Below are 23,122 nucleotides of genomic sequence, written 5' to 3' on the forward strand. Positions count from 1 at the left end.
GTTTTATTTTGTAAGTCTGCCCTTTGTTACACGCCTTTTACAAAGCAAGACTATGGACTCTTGTTATCTTGATCGCCCTTATTGGGTTATCACAACTCGGATGAATGGAATTTGTAATGAAACTTGGATTAGTCTCAACGACAGTGCTTATGGCGGCGATTTCTGCCACGTCAGTATCCGCTGAAACATTGCGTTTGCTCACATGGGGCGGCTACGCACCAGAAGAAGTTATCGCAATGTTCGAGGCCGAAACAGGCCACACTGTAGAAGTCACCACATCAAACAACGAAGAAATGATTGCCAAGTTGCGGGCGACAAACGGCGGCGGGTTTGACCTTGCCCAGCCCAGCCAAGACCGGATCACATCCGCGCAGGAAGAATTCGGCATTTATAAACCGATCGACATGGAGCGTGTTGACGCGGCGCAGATTGTCCCATCCATGTTGGCTGCAACGGCTAGCAACACTACATTTGATGGCGACGTCTTCGGTTTGCCACACATCTGGGGCACTAGCGGTCTGGTCGTGAACACGGCCGAAGCAGGTGATGTTGCTGACTATACTGATCTGTGTAACGACGCTTACGCTGGCAAAGTATCCTACCGCCTAAAGCGTCCAACGTTGATCGGGTTCGGCTTTGCTATGGGCCTTGATCCATTTGCGGCCTACGACGACGAAGCCGCTTACCAAGGCATTCTGGATCAAGTTGAAGAAACTCTGACCGCCTGTAAAGCCAACGTGAAAACATATTGGGACGGCGGCGACGAGTTGAAAAACTTGCTGCGCTCTGGCGAAGTTGTTGCATCCATGGCGTGGGACACTGGCGGCTGGCAGTTGAACGCGGACAACGCGGACATCACTTTTGTGGCGCCTGCGTCCGGTGCGTTGGGCTGGATCGACACGTTCGTTCTGCCCGCACGTGGCCGCGCGGACGATGCGGCTTATGACTGGATCAACTTTGTGATGCGCCCTGATGTGGCCGCGATGATCACCAACACAGCCGGTAACTTTACCGCATCTGTTGGTGGCGATGAAGGTGTGAACGCTGATCTCAAAGTACGCTACCAGGCTAGCTTTGACCAAGCGGCGATCGACAACATCAAGTGGTATCCACCAGTGCCAGCAGGTCTGGAAATGCTCGAAGGTGCGACGCTTGACCGGATCAACGCCGCAAACTAAGCAATCATGACTGTGAAAGAGGGCGCGGAATGTGCCCTCTTTTTTATTTAGAAAGTGAAAATATGTCCGCGACACCTGACCTTGAGTGCAAAGAGTTAACAAAGAATTTCAAGGACTTTAAGGCGGTCGATCAGGTCAGTTTCGATGTGCCGCAAGGATCGTTCTTTTCGATCCTCGGGCCGTCAGGCTGCGGGAAAACGACTTTGTTGCGAATGATCGCGGGGTTTCAATTTCCGACCAGTGGCGATCTGCTGATCAAAGGTAAATCCATGATCGGCGTCGGGCCAAACAAGCGCCCCGTGTCGATGGTTTTCCAACATCTCGCTTTATTTCCGATGATGAATATCGGCGAAAATATTGGCTTTGGGCTGCGTCAGCGCGGCGTAAATAAATCCGAAATCACAACCCGCGTGAAACGTGTTCTCGAACGGGTCGGCCTGCCCGGCATTGAACAGCGTCGTGTGGAACAACTGTCTGGCGGCCAAAAACAACGGGTCGCGATTGCGCGGTGCATGGTTCTGGAACCTGACGTTTTGCTGTTGGATGAACCGTTGGGGGCGTTAGACCTCAAGCTGCGCGAACACATGAAGATCGAGCTGAAATCGCTGCAAGCTGAATTCAACACCACCTTTGTTTACATCACCCATGACCAATCCGAAGCGTTGGTCATGAGCGACAACATCGCCGTGATGAACAAGGGTCGCTTTGATCAGATAGGCACCGCAAAAGACCTGTATTTCGAACCTGCGAATGCCTTTGTCGCGGGGTTTGTCGGTGACGCGAACCGGTTTGAAGGCAAGGTAGCATCCGTTGACGGCGAGATCGTTGCGATCTTGACTGACGGCGGCGTGGCCTTGCATGGGCGGGCGACGCAGCAACGCCCAGAGATTGGCGGACAAGCGCAAATCTACGTGCGCCCCGAAGCAATCCAGCTCTCGTTGACCAAACCTGATGCAACTTACGGACGCAACGCCAGCGAACGCACCGTCGATAGTGTGTTGTTCAACGGCGCGAACAGTCTCGCCATTCTGCGCGACGCGACCTCAGGCGAGACGATGAATGTGGCGCTGCCGCAAACTGGCGCGTTCCTTGGCTTGAACAAGGGCGACACGGTCTACGCGCAATGGGACCCCGCCCAAGCCCGTTGTTTTCCGGCGGGTGAATAGCATGGTGTCGGATAAATCAAAGCTCGGGTTTTACCTGCTGTTGTCGCCGTTAATATTGTGGCTGGTCACGCTGATCATTCTGCCGCACATGGGATTGTTCGCCGTGTCGATGAGCGAAAAGGTCGGCGTGCGCGAATACGAGACGGGTTTCGGGAACTACGCCGTTTTCTTCAATGAACCGCTGTATTGGCGCACTTTTGCACGCACCGCATTTATGTCGATCCTGACCACCGCGCTGACATTGGTCCTCGGGTTTCCCATCGCGTATTATATCGCGAAATTAACGCGGGGGCGGACCAAAACGACATTGTTTTTGATGTGCCTGATCCCGTTCTGGGTGTCCGAATTGGTCCGCACTTACGGCTGGATGATCCTGCTGCGCGAAACCGGCGTGCTGTCGAATTTCCTGCTCTACATCGGCGTTATAGATACCCCAATCGAGTTCCTGTATAACGATGCGGCGATCCTCGTGGGCCTCGTTTATACGTCGATCCTGTTTATGATTGTGCCTTTGGTGACGACGCTGGACAGTCTCGACGATAGCTTGATCGAGGCGGGTTATGACCTTGGCGGTACGGGCACGTCGATCCTGCGTGAAATCGTTATTCCACACGCCATGCCGGGTATCGTATCGGGCTGTATCGTTGTGTTTATGCTATCGCTGGGCAACTATCTGACGCCGATCCTGCTAGGTGGCAAAGACAGCCTGTGGTTCACGGGGCTGATCTATACGCAGTTCATCACCCGCTTTAACTGGGAACTTGGGTCCGCTTTCGGGTTCCTTCTGCTGGGCCTGTCATCCGCCGTGGTTTTCATCGGGCTCAAGCTGTCGCGGCAGTCCCTTTCCAACACGATGGGGCGGTAACATGATCCCAACAGTCCCCCAATCCAACGCGCTCAAATGGTCCTACCGGGCCTATGTCACGCTGTTTTTCGTCTACCTCGCCTTACCGCTGAGCGTCGTTTGCCTGCTCGCCTTCAACAACAGCGTCTTCCCGTCATTGCCGTGGGAAGGTTTCACGATGGCGTGGTTCTTTGGCACCGAAGCTCCGTTCGTCGGCGTGTTCCACGAACGCAGCATTATCCGCGCGATTGGCACTTCGGCCTTCGTGGCAATGTGGGTTTCGGCGCTGTCGGTGGCCGTGGGCACCTGCAACGCATTTCTATTTGTGCGGCACGATTTCCGCGGGAAAGGGTTTCTTTATATCCTCATGCTGCTGCCGCTGATTATTCCGGGCGTAATTTTAGGCATCTCGATCTTGGTGTTCGCCAGCTCTGTCGCTAACACGTTAGAGGATGCGACAGGCTTGTGGTTCGACGGACTGCGTCCCGGTTTGATCCTTGTGATCTTGGGCCAGTTTTCGTTCATTACAACCTTCGCCACGCTGGTCATCTCGGCAAGGTTGCAGAAATTTGATTCTAGCTTGGAAGAAGCCGCATTGAACCTTGGCGCGACCAAGTGGGGCGCGATCCGTCAGATCACACTGCCGTTCCTGATGCCCGCGATTGTCGGGGCAGGGGTGGTGGCTGTCCTGATGAGTTTCGAGAACTTTAACACGACGCTGATGTTGGTTGGCTCGGATTCACCGCTGACGATCGAAATGTTTGATAAGCTCAAGCAAGGCTCGACGCCTGTGCTGAATGCGGTGTCATTACTGCTGATTATCGTCTCAGCACTTCTTGGATTGATGTCGCTGATGTTCCAAAAGTCCAAGGAATAGAAAATGGCGGCCCGTGTCTGGGCCGCCAATTCCGGTGGCGTTAGCTCTCGCTCAATGCGACTTTCATGTCTTTGACTTGATAGATCACTTCGCCGTCGGCTTCGACGATCCCGTCAGCTACGCCCATGGTCAGGCGGCGTGTTTGGATCGCTTTGGTAAAGTCGATCTTGTAGGTCAGCATTTTGCGCTCTGGTCGCACCATGCCTGTCAGTTTCACCTCGCCAACGCCCAGCGCATAGCCGCGACCCAGCCAGCCGCGCCAGCCCAGGTTAAAGCCGGTCAGCTGCCACAGGCCATCAAGGCCCAAACAGCCGGGCATGATCGGGTTGCCGGGGAAGTGGCATTCAAAAAACCACAGGTCGGGCGTGATGTCGAATTCAGCGACGATGTTGCCTTTACCGTGTGCGCCGCCGTCGGCGGAGACTTCGGTGATCCGGTCCATCATCAGCATCGGCGGCGCAGGAAGTTGCGCGTTGCCGGGGCCGAATAATTCGCCTGCTGCGCATTTCAGAAGGGCTTCTTTGTCAAAACTGCTCGGATATTGGGACAATGGCTTGGCTCTTTTTTGGTCAGTTGCTTTGTCTACCTTTACCATTTGCGTGAACTTAAGGGCAAGTGTGCCGCTTTGCCGCGAAATGAGGCGCTAAATTATAGGGTTTTCGTTTGATCCTACTCAGATTTACGCCATATTAGGACAGTAAGGAGACAATCGTCGATGATCGAGACCGCACAAGACACCGCAGCACACAGGGGCAACACATGGTTGGCATCAGCCGATCTGCGTCCCACACGCCAGCGCGTCACGCTTGCAACATTGCTCGTTGGCGACGGTCAGAACCGACATGTCACCGCGGAAAGTCTGTTTGACGCCGCCTCGCGACATGGTGAAAAAGTATCACTGGCCACTGTGTACAACACACTTCGCGCATTTTGCGATGCTGGTTTGATGCGTGAAATTACGGTTGATGGGTCCAAAAGCTATTTTGACACGAACATCACAGATCACCCACATTTCTACTGGGAAGACGACCACAAGCTGACTGATGCTGCTGCTGATCAGTTGGAAATCTCGAAATTACCGGATATTCCCGAAGGCGCAGAAATCGCTTCGGTTGATGTCGTGATTCGCCTGCGCCGTACCTAAAGGTCAGGTTTCGCCTACCTTGAGTAGGCGAATGCCATCTGCCATCCTATCGTTATCCCAGTCCTGTAAGTTCGCCTTGCGGGAAAGGTTGGAAACGATAGTCGAGGGCATATCATGCCAAAGCAACATCACACCGACTTGGTTTTGTCATTTACGCGGGTGCGCACAGCGCTTGGGCTTCTGGGGATGTGCTTGCCGCTGTTTTTGATCTTGGGTGGCTTGCTGGATCTGCCGCGCGTCGATTCCGAGGTGGGGCGCATCGAGCCGACGATCAGTGATTTTTACCACACGACTTATCGCGATATCTTTGTCGGGACGCTCTGTGCAATTGGCGTGTTTCTGATTTCCTACCGTGGATATCGCCGCGAAGAAGGTGAATGGATCGACGATGATTGGCTGGCAACGACTGCTGGGATCAGTGCATTCGGCGTCGCATTCTTTCCGAATGAAGGTGGTGGCGTCAAAGTTGCAAGCATGACGCAACATTTGCTTGGTGCGGAATTCACACCGATTATTCACTACCTCTCGGCGTTCGTTTTCTTTTCCAGCCTTGCAGCGTTCTGTTTTGTAAAATTCGCGCGGACATGCAGCATGGGACGCAGGCGTGTGTATATCGCGTGTGGCTGGACGATAATTGCCGCGCTTATTTTGACCGCGCTGGCCGTTGTTTTCAAACGCTTTATCGGCGGCACCGGACGCGAGATCGTTTTGGACTACAATCTGATTTTCTGGTTCGAGGCGATGGGAATTTGGGCCTTTGGTCTGTCGTGGCTGACCAAAAGTAAAGCCGACCTCGCGCTGTTTAGAAAGTCTGGATTTGCGGTGGGGGACACGCCTAGGCTTGGTGGCTGCGATGACGAGCAAGTTGGATAACGTGTAGCGATTCAGGTTCTGTTAACCTTGCTGAAGCTAACTTCGGGGTATGACCGATTTTATGCACCCGATTCTCGCCACGAACGCCACGTTCTTTACTGTCCGCCTTCAGGATACGACTTCGCGCCTGTTGGTGGATCAAGTCGATGTTTTGCGGCAGTCCATACGTGTTTGCAGCAAGTCTATGCCGTTTCAAATTGTGGCGGCTGTGATCTTGCCTGCGAAACTTCACATGATTTGGACGTTACCGGACAAGGATTTTGATCATGCTGCGCGTTGGCGGATCATCAAATCCACGTTTTCGCGGCATTGCCCGAAACCCGATCCGGCTGATTTGTCGCCAGCGATGATCCGGCGGCGTGAAAAAGGGATTTGGCAACGCAGCTTCTGGCAGCACGATATCCGCGATCAGGCCGACTACGATCTGCATGAACACTTGATTATCCATGCGCCGGTATCAGAAGGATTGGTGACGCGGCCCGGTGACTGGGCGTTGTCATCGCTGCATACGCGGGGACGTGGCTTGCAATTTCGACCGCAGCAACCGCCTAAAACGTATCGGGCGCGGACAACGACAGTTGCCTAGTTTAGAACCATTGCCCCGGTTCCATCAGGCCGAGGTCCATCAACTGGGTTGATGACCATTCAAACTGGGTTGAAGACCGCCATTTGAAATCTTGGATCGCATCGCGACTGCCCGGATTGCGTTTTAACGCTTTGGCTGTTCGGAACGAGCAGACCGCGGCCGTTAGGTTATTGTGCCATGGACACGCATATGTGTTGAATTCCGGCAAATTAAACGTGTGATCCGCTTGAAGCTGCAAACCGGGACGTGCGCGGAATAGACTGACGCGATCAATCCGTCGGCGCGTCCATGGCATGTGTTCCTCGAACCGCCAGCGTAGCCCACCAAAGAAATCGAGCTGTCGTTCTTCGTAGTCTTCGCCGTTCCAACGGGCCAATGCGTAGTAACCGGACGTGTCCAAATGTGCGTTCTCTAACGATACAGCATTGGGCGCTTCATTCAGATCACCCGCATAGAGATCGACCGTAAAGGTCATGATCGTTTCACGGCGTTCTTCAGCATTAAAGGCCAGCATTTCGCCAACTGTGCGATCATCCGAAAATGGGTAGTGCAGATATTCGCTATTATAACAGTAATATAGCCATTTGCCGGATGCGGCCGCGATCACACCATTCACCGCGTTTTCTAACGCCGCATCTTCGGACATGTCGTGTGTCACCCAATGCACGTTTTGATCCAAACCCGCCAACGGTACGATTTCGTCGCTCGCGAACACAACCAAGGCTTGAAACCCAGCCCGCAAATGGTGCGCGATCGTTGACCGAACCTCGACGTCATCCTCGACCATGATCAGCCCAATAGGCCCCTTGGCCAATGCCGCTTTGCCGTCACGCAGAAAACTAGATAAATCGGGATACATCATAGGCGGGTCCGTTCGTGATACATGTGCTCTCTTTTGCCGCGAAGTTTGCCTGCATTGCAAGCACGGGCGGCTCGGGGTAGGACAGCGACTGATTTGCACTTGCTCAGGATGTCACAGATGTCAGACCGCACGCCCGCCCCAAAGAAGTTATATATCAAGACTTATGGATGTCAGATGAACGTCTATGACAGCGAACGCATGGCTGAAGCGCTGGGCGGGAATGGCTATGTAGAGACAAAGTCGCCAGAAGACGCGGACATGATCTTGCTCAACACATGTCACATCCGTGAAAAAGCGGCGGAAAAGGTGTATTCCGAACTGGGCCGCATGAAGGCGCTGAAGATTGATAAGCCTGATTTGAAATTCGGTGTGACTGGATGTGTGGCCCAAGCCGAGGGCGAAGAGATCATGCGCCGTCAGCCGATTGTCGATCTGGTTGTGGGACCGCAAAGCTATCACCGTTTGCCAGCGATGGACGACGCGGTGCAGGCGGGCAAAAAGGCACTGGATACCGATTTTCCTGACGACGACAAATTCGACACGCTGAAACGACGGTCCAAAGCCAAGCGCGGGCCAACAGCATTTCTGACCGTGCAAGAAGGCTGTGACAAATTCTGCGCCTTCTGTGTGGTCCCATACACGCGCGGGTCCGAGGTATCACGCCCTGCGGACCGGATTATTCGCGAGGCACAGGAATTGGTCGAAACGGGCGTGCGTGAGATCACGCTGTTGGGCCAGAACGTGAATGCCTATCACGGCCATGACGGCGGGCTTGCTGGTCTGATTTGGGCGCTGGACAAGGTGGACGGGCTGGAGCGCATCCGCTTTACCACGTCACACCCTAACGACATGGATGACGCGCTGATCGAGGCTCATGGCACCTGTTCTAAATTGATGCCCTACCTGCATTTACCGGTACAGGCGGGGTCCGACAAAATCCTCAAGGCGATGAACCGCAAGCACACCGCCGAAAGCTATATTCGTGTCATCGAACGCATCCGCGCGGCGCGGCCTGATATTTTGCTGTCCGGTGACTTCATCGTTGGTTTCCCCGGTGAGACCGATCAAGACTTTGAAGATACGCTGAGCCTCATTCGCGAAGTGCACTACGGCCAAGCCTATTCGTTCAAGTATTCCACACGCCCGGGCACACCGGCTGCTGAAAAGCCGCAATTGCCCGAAGATGTGATGAACGAACGCTTGCAGCGCCTGCAAGGCCTGCTGCGTGAACAACAGGTGCAGACGCAAGAAAGCATGGTTGGTCGTGAGGTCTCGGTATTGTTCGAAAAAGCCGGACGCGAAGCAGGGCAGATGATCGGAAAGTCCGAATATCTTCATGCCGTGTTCGCCGAAGCGCCGTTGGATTCAATCGGCAAGGTTCGAAAAGTGAGAATCACTCGGTCAGAAACCAACTCTTTGGCGGGAAATCTGTCGAAATCGCCACAATTTTAACTTAGTTTGTCACAAATTCCGGCTCAATGCTTGAGAGGCGACCGCACAGTTTCCGTTCTGGATGCAATATGTGGTTATTAGGTCTTACAACGGGTCCTAATCTTGGTACAAATGTAGCTAACGTAATTAAAGTAGACGGTATGTGTTTCCGTCTTGGTTTTGAGACGCAAAGCGAGGGATATGGTCGTGGCGAAATTCAATTTTAGAAAGTCATCGCAGTCGGTGTTTGCAATTGCAGCGGCAGCACTGTCGGTGGCAATGATTGCAGCTCCTGTTTCTGCACAAACGGTGGTTGTCGAGGCGACCAATGGCAACCGCACAATCATTGGTGAAGAATACACGCCAACGATCTGGGTTGATCCCGACGGCTGCGAACACTGGGTGTTTGATGATGGCTTCGAAGGCTTCATGTCCCCACACCGTAACCGTGATGGTAGCCCAGTGTGCCGCCGTCAGGAAGTTTGCGGTGTTGTCCCGTCCGATACATTGTTTGCAAACGATGAAGCGTGGATTGCGGAAGGCCGGAAAAGCCAGCTGATGAGCTATTTTGCTAATCTCGACGCCTATGGCGTCATGATTTATGGCCACACAGATGCCAACGCATCTGATGAATATAACATGGGTCTGTCCCAGCGTCGCGCCGATATGGTTGCTAATGTTGCACGATCCGCAGGCGTCAACGTTGTTGAAGCTCGTGGTTTTGGTGAGCGTCGTCCGGCACAAGCAGGTAACTCTGCTGCAGCTTATGCTGCGAACCGTCGCGTCGAAGTCATTTGTCTGAAGTAAGGAGCAGTATGATGAAAATGGTTAAAGTTTCCGCCCTGCTCGTTGCTGGTTTGACAGTATCTGGGTGCGCAGAATTGGTTGTTGGTCAGCTTGAAGGTGGTCAGCGGACAGGTCTAGAACGGTCCTTCGATGGTGGCCGTGATAGCAAATCCCTTTCACAGCTTGTCGCTGGTATCTGGGTCGATCCAAACGGATGTGACCACTGGATCATCGACGACGGTGTTGAAGGCTACTTGTCAGAGCGCCTGACACCTGATGGTCGTCCTGTGTGTTCCGGTGTTGCACCGCCAAACACAGCAACAGGTCCGTTCCGCGAAGGTACAGACATTCCTGATACGCTCTAAATCAGGGCAGTTCAGATTTTCGAGAAAGGTCGCGGATATTTCCGCGGCCTTTTTTCATGTTTGAGCGTCATGTCGCGCAGCAGTGCTTGCGCAAGTCTGCGCATATTGCGACGATAGCGTTAACGCAGATTCTGCCGCTTACAATCAGGAGAGTTGTTTGACCCCTAGCGACCAGACCCCCGATAATGGTGTTCAGCATAACGATGACGTATCTGAATCCCTGCTTGCCTTTCCTGACAACTATTTACTGATCGATCTCTGCGGCGAATTTGACCGTAATCTCGCGACGCTCGAAGATCGGCTTTCGGTGCAGATCATCAGGCGTGGCAACGAACTCGCTGTGGTAGGCGAGGAGAAGCCTCGCAAAGATGCTATCGATATACTCAAGTCTTTATATGGGCGGCTAGAGGCGGGTAAGTCGTTGGAAGACGGCGATATTGACCGTGAGCTGCGGATGGGGCCAGCAGAGGTGCGTGGTGCCGCAGAACCCGGCGACCAGAAAGAACTGTTCAAAGGCGTGAGCGGTGCGCGGGTCGAGATTAAGACGCGCAAGAAATTGGTCGAACCACGGACCGAGGCGCAAAAGGCATATGTGCGGTCTTTGTTCGAGAAAGAACTCGCGTTCGGTATTGGACCTGCTGGGACGGGGAAAACCTACCTCGCGGTCGCCGTTGCTGTGAACATGTACATCAACGGCGAAGTGGACCGGATCATTCTGTCGCGCCCTGCGGTCGAAGCGGGGGAAAAACTTGGCTATCTGCCCGGTGATATGAAGGACAAAGTCGATCCTTACATGCAGCCGCTCTATGATGCACTGAATGACTTTTTGCCTGGGAAACAGACGGCGAAGCTGATCGAAGAAAAGCGGATCGAAATCGCGCCGCTTGCCTTTATGCGCGGACGGACGTTGTCTCGGGCATTTGTTGTTCTGGATGAAGCGCAGAACGCGACGCCGATGCAGATGAAAATGTTCCTGACCCGCCTTGGTGAAGGATCACGGATGGTGATTACTGGCGACCGGACGCAGATTGATTTGCCGCGCGGCGTGACGTCTGGGCTGTGGGATGCGGAACGTTTATTGAAAACGATCCCGAAGATCAGCTTTAACTACTTCACGTCCAAAGATGTGGTGCGTCATCCACTGGTTGCCGCGATCATCGAAGCCTATGAAGCCGACGATCCCAAATGATACGATGTTTCGCGAAAAATCGAGGCATCCAGCATGAGCGTTGACGTCATCATCGAAGACCCGCGCTGGGTGGCCCTTGATTTCGAAACACTCGCCGTGGTCGCCAGCGACGCTGCTTTGACGCGTTTAGGTTTAGAGGCGTCCGAATTTGAGGTCAGCATCTTGGCCTGCGACGACGCTCGCATCGCGGTGCTGAACCAAGACTTCCGCGCCAAGTCCACACCGACAAATGTTCTCAGTTGGCCATCGGACGAACGCGCGGCCGACATACCCGGCGACATGCCCGAGATGCCGTCGCCGGGTCCTGACAATGAATTGGGCGATATTGCCATCGCATATGACACTTGCTCGCGCGAAGCTGCGGAGCAGGGCAAGCCTGTTGCGGACCATGTGACGCACCTGATCGTCCATGGAACACTGCATCTGTTGGGTTTTGATCACGAAAATGAGCCGGATGCCGCATTAATGGAAGGATTAGAGACGGAAATCCTTGGCAATTTGGGGTTGGCTGACCCATATAGGGAATAACCCGCGTATTTGGGTGTGTTTTTAGGCAAGGATTAATGGGCGACACAACGGACGGATCCTCGAACGCGGCGCATAGCGCGCTCGACGAGGAGAACGAAGAAACGAACCGCGGCTTTATTGGTCGCTTTTTTGATGCTTTTAGTGGTCCGGGGGATAACCCTGATCCTGACCCTGACAAACCCCATTTGATTTATCCGCAGCCTGCGATGCCCGGGATGCGTAACCTTCGGTCAATGCGGGTTGAGGATGTGTCGATTCCCAAATCGGATATTGTCGCGGTGCCTGTCACGCTGTCGCAGCAGGACCTGATGGACGTGTTCCGCGAAAGTGGCATGACCCGTTTGCCAGTTTACGATGGCACACTTGATACGCCGCTTGGCAACGTCAACATGAAGGATTTTGCGCTGGCTTACGGGTTCCAGCAAAATCCGGGTCCGTTTGATCTGCGTAAAATTCTGAGGCCATTGTTGTTTGTGCCACCGTCGATGCCGTTGGGTGTTTTGCTGCAAAAGATGCAGCAGGAACGCAAACATATGGCTCTAGTGATTGATGAATATGGTGGCACGGACGGGCTTGTGACGATCGAAGATTTGATCGAGCAGGTCGTTGGTGCGATTGAAGACGAACACGACGTCGAAGAGGAAAAGCTGTGGGTGCTTGAAGGCCCCGGTGTGTATTCTGCGCTTGCGAAAACGCAGCTTGAACCGTTTGAATCCGAGATTGGTATCGTCCTGACTGCACACCACGAAATTGACGAAGAAGAAATCGACACGCTTGGGGGGCTGGTCTTCATGCTATCAGGCCATGTGCCTGCGCGCGGCGAAATCGTCAGCCATCCTGATGGTGTCGAATTCGAAGTGGTTGATGCAGACCCGCGCCGGATCAAACGTCTGCGGGTGCGATTGCCAAATGCTGCAGAGGCCTGACGACATTTTCGAGCGCTTTGCGCGCTTGGGATGGAAAGGGCGGGGCGGTATCCTTGCGGCGCTGGGCGTGTTCATCGCGCTCGGTCATGCGCCGCTTGATTGGTGGTTTGCCAGTGTGATTGGCCTCGCTGTTGCGCTTTTTCTGATGCGATCAGCGCCTGATCTACGCACAGCGTTGTGGCACGGCTGGGCGCTGGGCGTCGGGTATTTCGGCTTTTCACTGCGCTGGATTATCTCGCCATTCCTCGTCGATATCGCCCGCGACGGTTGGATGGCCCCGTTTGCAGTTGTCCTGATGGCTGCGGGATTTGCTTTGTTCTGGATGCTGGCCGCAGGGATCACGCATAAGGTTTTCAAGGGCGGCATCATTGGTCTCGCCTTGTCCATCGTTGCTGTCGAGGCGTTGCGATCATTGATCCTGACTGGCTTTCCTTGGGCGTTGTTGGGGCATGTCCTGATCCCAACATTTCTCGGGCAAGCGGCTGCCGTGGGTGGGCCGCATTTGCTAACGCTCATCGTGACGCTTCTGTCGGCGAGCCTCGCTATGTTGGGTGTCGGGCGTGTCAAAATGGGACTAAGCAGCGCCGCCTTGACGGTGGCGACGGCGGCGATGTTTGCATTTGTTAACCTTGCCACTACGTCAGTCGCGCGATCATTAAACGATGGCCCCATCGTCCGCCTCATTCAACCCAATGCCCCGCAAGACGAAAAGTGGGATATCGAAAAGCGTGACATCTTTTTTAATCGGATGCTGGAATTCACTGGAACTGGTGAGATTCCCGACCTGATTGTCTGGCCCGAAAGCGCGATCCCGACGCTGCTGAATTACGCGGACCCTGAGCTTGAGCTCGTGTCAGAGGCTGCGCGTGGTGCGCCGCTGATCGTCGGTGTAAACCGTGCGCAAGGCGGGCTGTACTTTAACAGTTTTGTCCTGATGGGGCGCGGCGGGGCGATTGATGCGTTCTACGACAAGCAACATCTGGTCCCGTTCGGTGAATATGTGCCGGGCGGTGACCTGCTGCACAACGTTGGAATCCAAGGGTTCGGATCGTCTTACGGCGGCGGGTTCAGCGCTGGCGAAGGGATACGCACGATAAACGTGCCGGGCATTGGACCCATTCGACCATTGATCTGCTACGAGGGTATTTTTGCCGAAGAAGTCGGTGGGACCGAAACGCGCCCACGGGCCTTGGTCTTGATCACAAATGATGCATGGTTCGGCAAGGATGCGGGGCCGTATCAACACCTTGCACAAGCGCGACTACGAGCGATTGAGCAGGGGTTGCCGATGGTCCGTGTTGCTAACACTGGTGTCAGCGCAATGATCGACCCATATGGCAAGATCACCGCCTCTATCAACATGAATACCGCTGGTTTCATTGATGCGGTGCTACCCGATGCCTTGCCGCCGACGCCTTATAGCAAATACGGCGACATTCCCGTATTTCTGTTGCTGATTGTGCTTATGTCCGGCCTGTTCTGGCGAAAGAGACAATTTTAGTTGACCTGTGGGGCGGGGCGGCCTAGGTCCAATCCCAGCCTGCCACAACGGCTTCCTGACGTGGCAGAGATATTCATTGGAGCACGACCTCATGACCAGACAAGACTATATTTTTACTTCGGAATCTGTTTCTGAAGGGCATCCTGACAAGGTCTGTGACCGTATTTCGGATTCGATTCTTGATACGTTTCTTGCAGAAGAACCAGAGGCGCGCGTCGCCTGTGAAACCTTTGCCACAACGAACCAAGTTGTTGTCGGAGGCGAAGTTGGCCTTTCCGATCAAAGCAAACTTACCGAATATATGGGCCAAGTCGAAGGTATCGTGCGTAGCGCGATCAAAGACATCGGCTACGAGCAAGACAAATTCCACCACGCGACGTGCAACGTAACGAACTTTCTGCACGAACAATCTGCCCACATCGCGCAGGGCGTGAATTCCGCTGTGGACAAAGAAGAAGGCGCTGGCGATCAAGGTATCATGTTCGGTTACGCGACGACCGAAACTGAAGAGTTGATGCCTGCGCCAATTCAGTATTCCCATGCGATCCTGCGCCGCTTGGCTGAGGTGCGCAAAGACGGCACCGAACCTACGTTGCGACCTGACGCGAAAAGCCAAGTGTCGTTGCGGTATGCAAACGGCAAGCCGGTTGAAGTTACTTCCATTGTGCTATCGACGCAGCACGCGTTGGAAACGCAGACCAGCGCCGACATTCGTGCAATTGTTGAACCGTATATCCGCGACGTACTTCCTGATGGATTGATCACGCCGAAAACTGAATGGTGGGTGAATCCGACGGGTACGTTTGTGATCGGTGGGCCAGACGGCGACGCAGGTCTGACTGGACGTAAAATCATCGTGGACACCTACGGCGGTGCAGCCCCGCATGGCGGTGGCGCGTTCTCAGGCAAAGACCCAACCAAAGTGGACCGCTCAGCGGCTTACGTGGCGCGGTATTTGGCGAAAAACGTTGTGGCGGCTGGTATGGCTGAGAAATGCACGATCCAACTGTCTTATGCGATTGGCGTGGCGCGACCGTTGTCGATCTATGCGGACCTGCATGGCACTGGCGAAGTTGATCCGGCGGCACTTGAAAAAGCTATCGCGCAAGTCATCGACCTGACACCACGCGGTATTCGCGAACATCTGCAACTGAACCGTCCTATTTACGCGCGGACAGCAGCTTATGGTCACTTTGGACGTGCGCCAGAGGCTGATGGCGGGTTCTCTTGGGAGAAAACCGACTTGATCGAAGCGCTCAAAGCAGCCGTGTAAGTCAGTCAACAGCGACAAGTTTCACAAGGGCAGATTGCGCAAGCGGTCTGCCCTTGCTACATCGCAGCCCATGACACAGGATAAACACCCCTCCGGCGCACCTTGGCGCAACTTTTATGGTCGCTTCAAAGGCAAGACCATGCGTAGCAGTCAACAAGTCTACCTCGACGAGGATCTTGCGGCTTTGTCGCCCGGTGCTGTGGATTGGGAATTGAACCCTGACCGTAACCCGATTGATCTCAAGTCACTGTTTGGCGACAAGGAAATTTGGCTGGAAATCGGCTTTGGCGGCGGCGAACATATGGTGCATATGGCCGCGAGCTATCCGGAAATCGGTTTGATCGGTTGCGAACCCTATATGAATGGCGTCGCGATGTTGCTCGGTAAAATCCGTAAGGCGAATGTGACGAACCTAGCTGTGCATCCGGGTGATGTGCGGGATATGTTCGATGTGCTGCCTGCTGAGTCTATTTCCAAAGTGTTCTTGAACTATCCAGACCCTTGGCCGAAAACACGGCATCACAGGCGGCGGTTTGTCACGCAAGAGCATCTAGTGCCTCTGCATGGTGTGATGAAGCCGGGGGCAGAGTTTCGGGTTGCGACGGATATCAAAGATTACGTGCGTCAAACCATGGAAGAGGTCCCTAAAGCAGGTTTCACCTGGACCGCGGAATGTCCCGAGGACTGGCGCGTGGCGTGGGATGATTGGCATTCGACACGATACGAGCAGAAGGCGATCCGTGAAGATCGGACGCCTCATTACATGACATTCCGCCGCGACTGACGCAGAGTCGATTTTTCGCGAAAAATCGGATGCCTCCGGCGGGGATTTAGAAGAAGTCAAAGAAGCTTTGGCCAAAGACGTGTTGCGTTGTGGACCCTCTTGGCCACCTGCGCTAAACGGGGCTGACAGTTAAAACGGAGCGTCCCATGTCCGGCCACGGCACCCCAATCCCAATGACCTCCCGCCCTTGCGGCCCTCTGATGGGCGATGCAAACGTGCCGGGCGATAAGTCTATTTCGCATCGCTCGCTTATTCTGGGCGCGTTGTCTGTTGGTGAGACCCGCATCACCGGATTGCTGGAAGGCGAAGACGTGTTGGATACCGCCAAGGCGATGCGTGCGTTTGGCGCTGAAGTGACCGATCACGGCGGCGGTAAATGGTCTGTGTTTGGCGTTGGTGTTGGAGGCTTTGCCGAACCTGATCACGTGATTGATTGTGGGAATTCTGGGACCGGCGTGCGCTTGATCATGGGCGCGATGGCGACTTCGCCGATTACGGTTACGTTTACGGGCGATGCGTCGTTGAACGGTCGTCCGATGGGTCGCGTCACTGATCCGCTCGACTTGTTTGGCACGCAGACCGTTGGTCGTACTGGTGGTCGTTTGCCAATGACGCTCGTTGGTGCCGCTGATCCGCTGCCTGTGCGCTATGTCGTGCCTGTGCCATCCGCGCAGGTGAAATCTGCTGTTTTGTTGGCTGGTCTCAACGCGCCTGGCCAGACCGTTGTGATCGAGAAAGAAGCGACCCGCGACCATACAGAGCGCATGTTGGTTGGCTTCGGTGCTGAATTGACGGTTGTGGACACTGATGAAGGTCGTGTGATCACACTCACCGGACAACCTGAGTTGAAACCGCAGGATATTATCGTGCCGCGCGATCCGTCATCAGCCGCGTTTCCTGTGTGCGCCGCGATTATCACGCCTGGATCAGATGTGCTGGTGCCAAACATCGGTCTGAACCCAACCCGCGCTGGATTATTTACCACGTTGCGCGAAATGGGCGCCGATTTGACTTATGAGAATATGCGCGAAGAAGGCGGCGAACCTGTTGCGGATTTGCGTGCGAAGTTCTCGCCTAACCTTAAAGGGATCGCTGTGCCACCGGCGCGGGCCGCGAGCATGATCGACGAATATCCTGTGTTGTCGGTTGTCGCATCCTTTGCCGAGGGCGTGACCGACATGCAGGGCGTCAAGGAATTGCGCGTCAAGGAAAGCGACCGGATCGATGCAATGGCCAAGGGGCTTCGCGCGGCTGGTGTCACTGTAGACGAGGGCGATGATTGGTGGAAAGTCACAGGCCTGGGTCACGGTAATGTGCCTGGCGGTGTGACCGTAGCCAGCGTTTTGGATCACCGGATTGCGATGGCTTTTATGGTGATGGGCATGGCCACGCAAAAGCCGATGACGGTGGACGATGGATCACCAATCGCGACATCATTCCCGATCTTTGAAGGCTTGATGACGGGGCTTGGTGCGCAGCTGGTGCGGGCAAATTCATGATTTTTACCGTCGCGATTGATGGACCTGCGGCTGCGGGTAAGGGCACGATATCCAAGGCCGTCGCGGCGCATTTCGACTTTGCGCATCTTGATACAGGCCTGTTGTATCGGGCTGTTGGGGCAAAGGTGAACGACGGTATGGACGCAGTGCACGCCGCCGAAACGCTCGACCCGTCTGATCTGAACCGTGACGATCTACGCACGTCCGACGCGGCGCAGGCTGCCAGCAAGGTCGCTGTGAACCCGGATGTGCGTGCCGCGCTCGTCGATTTCCAACGCAATTTTGCGACACGTGAAGGTGGCGCCGTTTTGGACGGACGCGACATTGGCACGGTTATTTGCCCCGACGCTGATGTGAAACTGTTTGTCACGGCGTCGGCCGCGTGTCGTGCGGATCGGCGTTACAAAGAACTCGCGGGCAAAGGGCAAGACGTAACGCTCGAAGGAGTGTTAGTGGACGTTATTGCGCGCGACAAACGCGATAGCGAACGCGCCGAAGCACCAATGATCGTGGCGAACGATGCGACTTTGATCGACACCTCGGACATGTCGATTGAGCAAGCTGTGGCGGCGGCGATCAATGCCGTTGATAGAATCCGCACTCAGTCAGCGTCTTAAACAGGCTCATAACTCACAAGCGGCACTGTGTTACCCATGAAATATCGCGCCACATCGACGTAATCGAACACCAATGAAATTCCGATAATGACGATCATAAACGTGATGATCCGCTTCGGCCAAACGGGCATGCCGTCTTTGCGATTTTCCAAAATCAAATAGACGATCAGCGGGGTCCAAACGATGATGTGGGCTAGGCCGAGCAGTTTCACATAGCCCATCTGCTTATACATATAGTCGGTGGCGATGGCGGCAATGATGCCAGCAACCACTGAAATTGCGCCGATCAAACGGCTTTTACGCCAAATCAACAATACTAGCGGCGCAATAAACCCGCCCAACATCAAAAGCGGCAGCCAAACGCGCAGCCACGATGGTCCGAATACGGCCATTGCTTCGTTAAGTGACATTTTGCAGCTCCTGATTTTGACTTGCCTCTCACTGCTCGATTGTGGGCTAGCATGCAAGTTTTAACAAAAAGTGCGGCATTCTCGTTCCTGAATTGAGCTTTTGTTTACCTGCCGGGTTTATCGAATGGGGTGATTGCAATGAAAAGGAATATGAGTTTGGTTTATCTCAACTTCGGCGGCTTCGTGATGAAGTGCGCTGCTTTTATGTCAGTGATTTTCGTGGCCGGGTGTCTTGGCGCATCGGATGGTGGTGTGCCAGATGACGTCAAACCGTTTGTTATTGAAAACGAAGAAAAAATTCGTGACTTGATTGACGAAGAGCTGGACGATGATCTGGCGGAAGAAGCAAATGAGATCGTTGATCTGATCGTTGCCGTGGCGACCACAACTGTGACAGCAGCCAATATCACGACTGCCAGTGCGACGGATTAACCGTTGAGACTAGTTGTCGAGCGGTGCGGATCGGAACGACCGGTGACGGGTGCGTTAGGCGACGTTTTGTACGGCTACCGCTGATGAAACCTGAACTGAAAAGGCGGGCACCCATTCGTGTAGCTTTAAATGCGGCAAAATCAGCGACGTCGTGCTGTCAGATTTGCGCAAACATCCGCGGCCATAGGGGTATGCCACGTCTTCTGTGGGGTCAGATTGCGTCCGACCAGCATAGGCATAGTTCAGTTGGCAGTCGTCCGGAATCGGGCCGTTGCAAATCAGTGTCAAATGTCCATCCGGCGTTGGGATTGCGCGGCGTACAAAGTCCGCAGGCTGACCTTCGACCAGAAACCCGTCAGTGAATAGAGGGGCAGGGATGGAGACTTTATCGATGGTTGTTTTTACCGGCGCATGGAACCGGATGTGAATTTTGTTGCCAATGGCTGTGGCTTCTCGTGGGCTGATCAGTGCGGGCGCACCTTCGCCGTTGTGAATGCGCGCGGCACAGCGGCCAATCTGTTCGCCTGCCAAAACTTTGCCTGTGGCATCTAGGTGTGATGGATCAAACAAAGGCATGGCGTAATTTGCGTTTGCGAGAACGGCATTCGGGCGACGATCTGCCACGTCTTTGATGCCCAAGCGGTTTTCCCAAGCGTTGCCGGAGTGTGATGGGGCGGTGCCGGAGGGTTGGGTTAGTAGCCAAACTGTCGGAATACCGATATCGGCGGCAGCATCGTCGATGATATCCATCATCTCTGTAAGCAACGCATTATAGGTGTCGCGCGGCGTGTTTCGATCCGCTTCGCCGTGATAAAATGGGATGTAAATCTGACGGATAGGCTGTCCCATCTCGTCAGCAGCGGCCGCGATTTGATAGATGTCCTCGATCATGCTCAGCAATAGCATTGCCGCGGTGCCGTCGTGCTGTCGGAAAATGCCGTCGATGATGCGGTCACCATGTTTGCGCCCAACCAGTGGGCGACCACCCTTGGCGCCACTGCGCACGATGACCTGACCGATGGTGTCATCGTTGATTTCGTGTAGGAACCGCGCGGCTGAAGCAATGCCGCTGGATTGGCATTTCGTATCAAATCCGTAGGCTGGAACAAATCCGTCGATCATCCGCTTGCGTGCAAAACCTCTGGTTCCGCGAAATCCAAACCCATCATTGGGCAGCACAATGCGCGGATCATCCAGCACGGGATGATCAAAGGCGGGGCCGGCTGTATGGCAATCAGCGTTCGACTGTCCGAAGGACATAAATAGGATACTATGTGTCATAACGCTTATTAACCTTCGCTTTGTGGCGGGTATGCGGCGAATTTAAGGAAACTTAGGAACTTATTAACCTTAATTCCACCACCCCGCTTCGAACGACTGTTGGGCGCGATTTATGTGACGATAACCACACCAAATTCAACCCGCTGCTTGCCATTATCGTTGGATTGCCCTATAGACTGCGGTGTCTAAGCGTCGAGACAGGCGCGGACATGAGACTCGAGCAGGGTTGGTTAACGCCAGCCCTGTTGTTTTATGTTCGAAACAAACGCTTAGACCAAAACCGAAACCCAAAGACCGGCGGACACAACCGCCCGGCCCATATAAAACCAAACGTTAGGAAAACGACGCCTCATGGCTAACACAATGGAAGAGTTTGAAGCACTCTTAAACGAAAGCTTCGAAATGGACACACCGAGCGAAGGCTCAGTTGTCAAAGGCAAGGTTATCGCGATCGAAGCGGGCCAAGCTATCATCGACGTCGGCTACAAAATGGAAGGCCGCGTTGATCTTAAAGAATTTGCAAACCCTGGTGAAGAAGCTGAACTGGCCCCTGGTGACACTGTTGAAGTGTTCCTGCGTCAAGTTGAGAACGCTCGTGGCGAAGCTGTTATCTCTCGTGAGATGGCGCGCCGTGAGGAAGCTTGGGATCGTCTGGAAAAAGCATATGCTGACGAAGAGCGCGTTGATGGCGCTATCTTTGGTCGCGTAAAAGGTGGTTTCACTGTAGATCTGGGCGGCGCTGTTGCGTTTCTTCCGGGGTCTCAGGTTGACGTCCGCCCTGTGCGTGACGCAGGCCCATTGATGGGTCTCAAGCAGCCATTCCAGATTTTGAAAATGGACCGTCGTCGGGGCAACATCGTTGTTTCTCGTCGTGCAATCCTTGAAGAATCACGTGCTGAACAGCGTGCTGAAGTTATCGGCAACCTGACTGAAGGCCAAGAAGTCGACGGCGTCGTCAAGAACATCACCGAATATGGTGCGTTTGTTGACCTCGGTGGCGTAGACGGCTTGCTGCACGTCACTGACATGGCTTGGCGTCGTGTGAACCACCCATCCGAGATCCTCACAATTGGTGAGACGATCAAGGTTCAGGTGATCAAGATCAACAAAGAGACACACCGCATCTCCCTCGGCATGAAACAGCTGCAGGACGATCCGTGGAACGCTGTTGAAGCCAAGTACACAATGGAATCCACGCACACTGGTCGCGTAACCAACATCACTGATTACGGCGCATTCGTTGAGCTGGAACCAGGTGTTGAAGGTCTTGTGCACGTGTCCGAAATGTCTTGGACTAAAAAGAACGTACACCCAGGCAAAATCGTGTCTACTTCGCAAGAAGTTGAAGTCATGGTTCTGGAAATCGATTCTGCCAAGCGTCGCGTTTCCCTTGGCCTCAAGCAGACAATGCGCAACCCATGGGAAGTCTTTGCAGAGCAGTTCCCAGAAGGTACTGAAGTCGAAGGCGAAGTCAAAAACATCACCGAATTCGGTCTGTTTGTTGGCCTCGAAGGCGACATCGATGGCATGGTTCACCTGTCCGACTTGACATGGGAAGGCCGCGGCGAAGACGTCATCGGCGATTTCCGCAAGGGCGACATCGTGAAGGCCAAGGTTGCTGAAGTTGACGTTGAGAAAGAGCGCATCTCGCTCTCGATCAAAGCGCTCGACGGCGATCCGTTCGCTGAAACAATCGGCGGCACAAAGCGCGGTTCGATCATCACTGTTGAAGTGACGAAGATCGAAGAAGGCGGCATCGAAGTTGACTATGAAGGCATGAAATCCTTCATCCGTCGCTCCGACCTGTCCCGTGACCGTGCAGAGCAGCGTCCAGAGCGTTTCGGCGTTGGTGATAAAGTCGACGTTCGCGTCACAAACATCGACTCCAAGACACGCAAACTGGGCCTGTCCATCAAAGCACGTGAAATAGCTGAAGAAAAAGAAGCAGTTGAGCAGTTCGGGTCTTCCGACTCCGGCGCTTCCTTGGGCGATATCCTTGGTGCAGCATTGAAAGGCGGCGACGAGTAATCGTCTTTCGCTGATAGATTAGAAAAGGCCCCGCAAGTGATTGCGGGGCCTTTTTTTTGACTTGATGATCTGGTGTGGCTGCGCAACTTAGAGGCGAATGTATCCGATGCCGATCTGGTCTACTTTAAGCTGCTGAAGGTGATCCTGCGGCGGCAATCCGATATCAGCACGCATCCGGTCGCTCAAATGTTCAACGTCAGGATGGTGTTCAATTGAGGCAATACTTGGCGGGCGGGTTCGCTTGAACAACCTTGCGATGGTCGCGAGTAGCATCTTGTTTATGCCAAATTCAGTGACAAGATCGTCGAAAATGTCCTGCGGTGTTGGTGTCTTGATGGGTAGTGCATTCATGAGGTCACGTTTGTCGGTCACGCGTGTGCGAAGCCGTTCCTTTGTTGATGCGAACCCGATGCGACAACAGCAGACATACTGCTGCAGCCGAGGTCGGGTGCTTTTGTTAAGATTTTAGAGATGAACGGCGCAATCTGCGCCAAATGGCCCTAGGCGCGTGGGGATACGGCCGACACTGGCGGGGCTGCTGC

At 54.2% G+C, this 23,122-nt stretch carries 25 protein-coding genes and 1 riboswitch; of the genes, 20 read left to right on the forward strand and 5 right to left on the reverse strand.

The features are described 5' to 3' along the window. Positions 1 to 116 precede the first annotated feature (116 nt). From FHS72_RS16510 to FHS72_RS16525, 4 genes are all read left to right on the forward strand, one after another. Complete coding sequence (locus FHS72_RS16510) at positions 117 to 1,178, forward strand: extracellular solute-binding protein (protein ID WP_183530853.1); 1,062 nt, start codon at positions 117 to 119, stop codon at positions 1,176 to 1,178. A 62-nt stretch (positions 1,179 to 1,240) separates the two neighbouring features. Continuing rightward, the gene (locus tag FHS72_RS16515) at positions 1,241 to 2,344 is read left to right on the forward strand and encodes an ABC transporter ATP-binding protein (protein ID WP_183530854.1); all 1,104 of its coding nucleotides are present in this window, start codon (positions 1,241 to 1,243) and stop codon (positions 2,342 to 2,344) included. Between the two features lies 1 nt (position 2,345). Beyond that, positions 2,346 to 3,209, forward strand: coding sequence for an ABC transporter permease (locus FHS72_RS16520; RefSeq protein WP_183530855.1), 864 nt, complete (start codon positions 2,346 to 2,348; stop codon positions 3,207 to 3,209). A 1-nt stretch (position 3,210) separates the two neighbouring features. Then, positions 3,211 to 4,065, forward strand: coding sequence for an ABC transporter permease (locus tag FHS72_RS16525; protein WP_183530857.1), 855 nt, complete (start codon positions 3,211 to 3,213; stop codon positions 4,063 to 4,065). Between the two features lie 40 nt (positions 4,066 to 4,105). Here FHS72_RS16525 and fabA read toward each other — a convergent pair whose 3' ends face one another. Beyond that, positions 4,106 to 4,615, reverse strand: coding sequence for a bifunctional 3-hydroxydecanoyl-ACP dehydratase/trans-2-decenoyl-ACP isomerase (gene fabA / locus FHS72_RS16530; RefSeq protein WP_183530859.1), 510 nt, complete (start codon positions 4,613 to 4,615; stop codon positions 4,106 to 4,108). A gap of 165 nt (positions 4,616 to 4,780) precedes the next feature. Between fabA and irr the strand changes: the two genes are divergently transcribed. The 3 genes from irr (at position 4,781) to FHS72_RS16545 (ending at position 6,668) form a co-directional block, all read left to right on the forward strand. Beyond that, on the forward strand, positions 4,781 to 5,209 hold the full coding sequence (irr, locus tag FHS72_RS16535; protein WP_183530860.1) for a Fur family transcriptional regulator Irr: 429 nt from the start codon (positions 4,781 to 4,783) through the stop codon (positions 5,207 to 5,209). A gap of 114 nt (positions 5,210 to 5,323) precedes the next feature. Next, on the forward strand, positions 5,324 to 6,082 hold the full coding sequence (locus FHS72_RS16540; RefSeq protein ID WP_183530861.1) for a hypothetical protein: 759 nt from the start codon (positions 5,324 to 5,326) through the stop codon (positions 6,080 to 6,082). A gap of 49 nt (positions 6,083 to 6,131) precedes the next feature. After that, positions 6,132 to 6,668 carry an REP-associated tyrosine transposase gene (locus FHS72_RS16545; protein ID WP_183530862.1) on the forward strand — a complete coding sequence of 179 codons (537 nt, stop codon included), beginning with the start codon at positions 6,132 to 6,134 and terminating at the stop codon, positions 6,666 to 6,668. A gap of 1 nt (position 6,669) precedes the next feature. On the opposite strand, the gene FHS72_RS16550 is transcribed toward FHS72_RS16545, so the two are convergent. Further along, positions 6,670 to 7,530: a glycosyltransferase family 2 protein gene (locus tag FHS72_RS16550; protein ID WP_183530863.1), complete on the reverse strand. Its 861-nt coding sequence runs from the start codon at positions 7,528 to 7,530 to the stop codon at positions 6,670 to 6,672. Between the two features lie 174 nt (positions 7,531 to 7,704). Here FHS72_RS16550 and miaB point away from each other — a divergent pair, with 174 nt between their 5' ends. The 11 genes from miaB to FHS72_RS16605 all read left to right on the forward strand — a co-directional run bounded on the left by miaB (position 7,705) and on the right by FHS72_RS16605 (position 18,429). Then, the gene (miaB, locus tag FHS72_RS16555) at positions 7,705 to 8,982 is read left to right on the forward strand and encodes a tRNA (N6-isopentenyl adenosine(37)-C2)-methylthiotransferase MiaB (protein ID WP_246414837.1); all 1,278 of its coding nucleotides are present in this window, start codon (positions 7,705 to 7,707) and stop codon (positions 8,980 to 8,982) included. A gap of 180 nt (positions 8,983 to 9,162) precedes the next feature. Then, a complete protein-coding gene (locus FHS72_RS16560; protein ID WP_183530865.1) occupies positions 9,163 to 9,768 on the forward strand; it encodes an OmpA family protein in 606 nt (201 codons plus the stop codon). An 11-nt stretch (positions 9,769 to 9,779) separates the two neighbouring features. Next, positions 9,780 to 10,112 (forward strand): hypothetical protein, encoded by a 333-nt coding sequence (locus tag FHS72_RS16565; protein WP_183530866.1) that lies wholly within the window; start codon positions 9,780 to 9,782, stop codon positions 10,110 to 10,112. Positions 10,113 to 10,269: 157 nt separating this feature from the next. Beyond that, positions 10,270 to 11,301, forward strand: a complete 1,032-nt coding sequence (locus FHS72_RS16570) for a PhoH family protein (protein ID WP_183530867.1) — start codon at positions 10,270 to 10,272, stop codon at positions 11,299 to 11,301. Between the two features lie 33 nt (positions 11,302 to 11,334). Further along, positions 11,335 to 11,829 (forward strand): rRNA maturation RNase YbeY, encoded by a 495-nt coding sequence (gene ybeY, locus FHS72_RS16575; protein ID WP_183530868.1) that lies wholly within the window; start codon positions 11,335 to 11,337, stop codon positions 11,827 to 11,829. Between the two features lie 35 nt (positions 11,830 to 11,864). Beyond that, positions 11,865 to 12,755, forward strand: a complete 891-nt coding sequence (locus FHS72_RS16580; RefSeq protein ID WP_183530869.1) for a hemolysin family protein — start codon at positions 11,865 to 11,867, stop codon at positions 12,753 to 12,755. Next, positions 12,739 to 14,256, forward strand: a complete 1,518-nt coding sequence (gene lnt / locus FHS72_RS16585; protein ID WP_183530870.1) for an apolipoprotein N-acyltransferase — start codon at positions 12,739 to 12,741, stop codon at positions 14,254 to 14,256. Before FHS72_RS16580 ends, lnt begins: the two co-directional genes overlap by 17 nt. A gap of 36 nt (positions 14,257 to 14,292) precedes the next feature. Continuing rightward, positions 14,293 to 14,340, forward strand: a riboswitch (SAM-SAH riboswitch). A gap of 7 nt (positions 14,341 to 14,347) precedes the next feature. Continuing rightward, a complete protein-coding gene (metK, locus tag FHS72_RS16590) occupies positions 14,348 to 15,529 on the forward strand; it encodes a methionine adenosyltransferase (RefSeq protein WP_183530871.1) in 1,182 nt (393 codons plus the stop codon). A 70-nt stretch (positions 15,530 to 15,599) separates the two neighbouring features. After that, complete coding sequence (trmB, locus tag FHS72_RS16595) at positions 15,600 to 16,313, forward strand: tRNA (guanine(46)-N(7))-methyltransferase TrmB (protein ID WP_183530872.1); 714 nt, start codon at positions 15,600 to 15,602, stop codon at positions 16,311 to 16,313. A gap of 146 nt (positions 16,314 to 16,459) precedes the next feature. After that, on the forward strand, positions 16,460 to 17,812 hold the full coding sequence (gene aroA / locus FHS72_RS16600) for a 3-phosphoshikimate 1-carboxyvinyltransferase (RefSeq protein ID WP_183530873.1): 1,353 nt from the start codon (positions 16,460 to 16,462) through the stop codon (positions 17,810 to 17,812). After that, the gene (locus FHS72_RS16605) at positions 17,809 to 18,429 is read left to right on the forward strand and encodes a (d)CMP kinase (RefSeq protein WP_183530874.1); all 621 of its coding nucleotides are present in this window, start codon (positions 17,809 to 17,811) and stop codon (positions 18,427 to 18,429) included. The genes aroA and FHS72_RS16605 overlap by 4 nt, the downstream gene beginning before the upstream one ends. Here FHS72_RS16605 and FHS72_RS16610 read toward each other — a convergent pair. Continuing rightward, entirely contained in the window at positions 18,426 to 18,839 is a 414-nt protein-coding gene (locus FHS72_RS16610) for a hypothetical protein (RefSeq protein ID WP_183530875.1), read from the reverse strand. The genes FHS72_RS16605 and FHS72_RS16610 overlap by 4 nt on opposite strands. A gap of 156 nt (positions 18,840 to 18,995) precedes the next feature. On the opposite strand from FHS72_RS16610, the gene FHS72_RS16615 reads away from it, so the two are divergent. Beyond that, entirely contained in the window at positions 18,996 to 19,271 is a 276-nt protein-coding gene (locus FHS72_RS16615; RefSeq protein WP_183530877.1) for a hypothetical protein, read from the forward strand. Positions 19,272 to 19,325: 54 nt separating this feature from the next. Here the strand turns inward: FHS72_RS16615 and FHS72_RS16620 are convergent, their stop codons facing one another. Further along, positions 19,326 to 20,552 carry a hypothetical protein gene (locus tag FHS72_RS16620; protein ID WP_183530879.1) on the reverse strand — a complete coding sequence of 409 codons (1,227 nt, stop codon included), beginning with the start codon at positions 20,550 to 20,552 and terminating at the stop codon, positions 19,326 to 19,328. A 363-nt stretch (positions 20,553 to 20,915) separates the two neighbouring features. Between FHS72_RS16620 and rpsA the strand changes: the two genes are divergently transcribed. Beyond that, positions 20,916 to 22,580, forward strand: coding sequence for a 30S ribosomal protein S1 (gene rpsA / locus FHS72_RS16625; RefSeq protein ID WP_183530901.1), 1,665 nt, complete (start codon positions 20,916 to 20,918; stop codon positions 22,578 to 22,580). An 87-nt stretch (positions 22,581 to 22,667) separates the two neighbouring features. On the opposite strand, the gene FHS72_RS16630 is transcribed toward rpsA, so the two are convergent. Beyond that, a complete protein-coding gene (locus tag FHS72_RS16630; RefSeq protein ID WP_183530880.1) occupies positions 22,668 to 22,952 on the reverse strand; it encodes a hypothetical protein in 285 nt (94 codons plus the stop codon). Positions 22,953 to 23,122: the final 170 nt, after the last annotated feature.

The sequence above is a fragment of the Yoonia ponticola genome (genome assembly GCF_014199395.1).
Classification (GTDB): Bacteria; Pseudomonadota; Alphaproteobacteria; order Rhodobacterales; family Rhodobacteraceae; genus Yoonia; species Yoonia ponticola.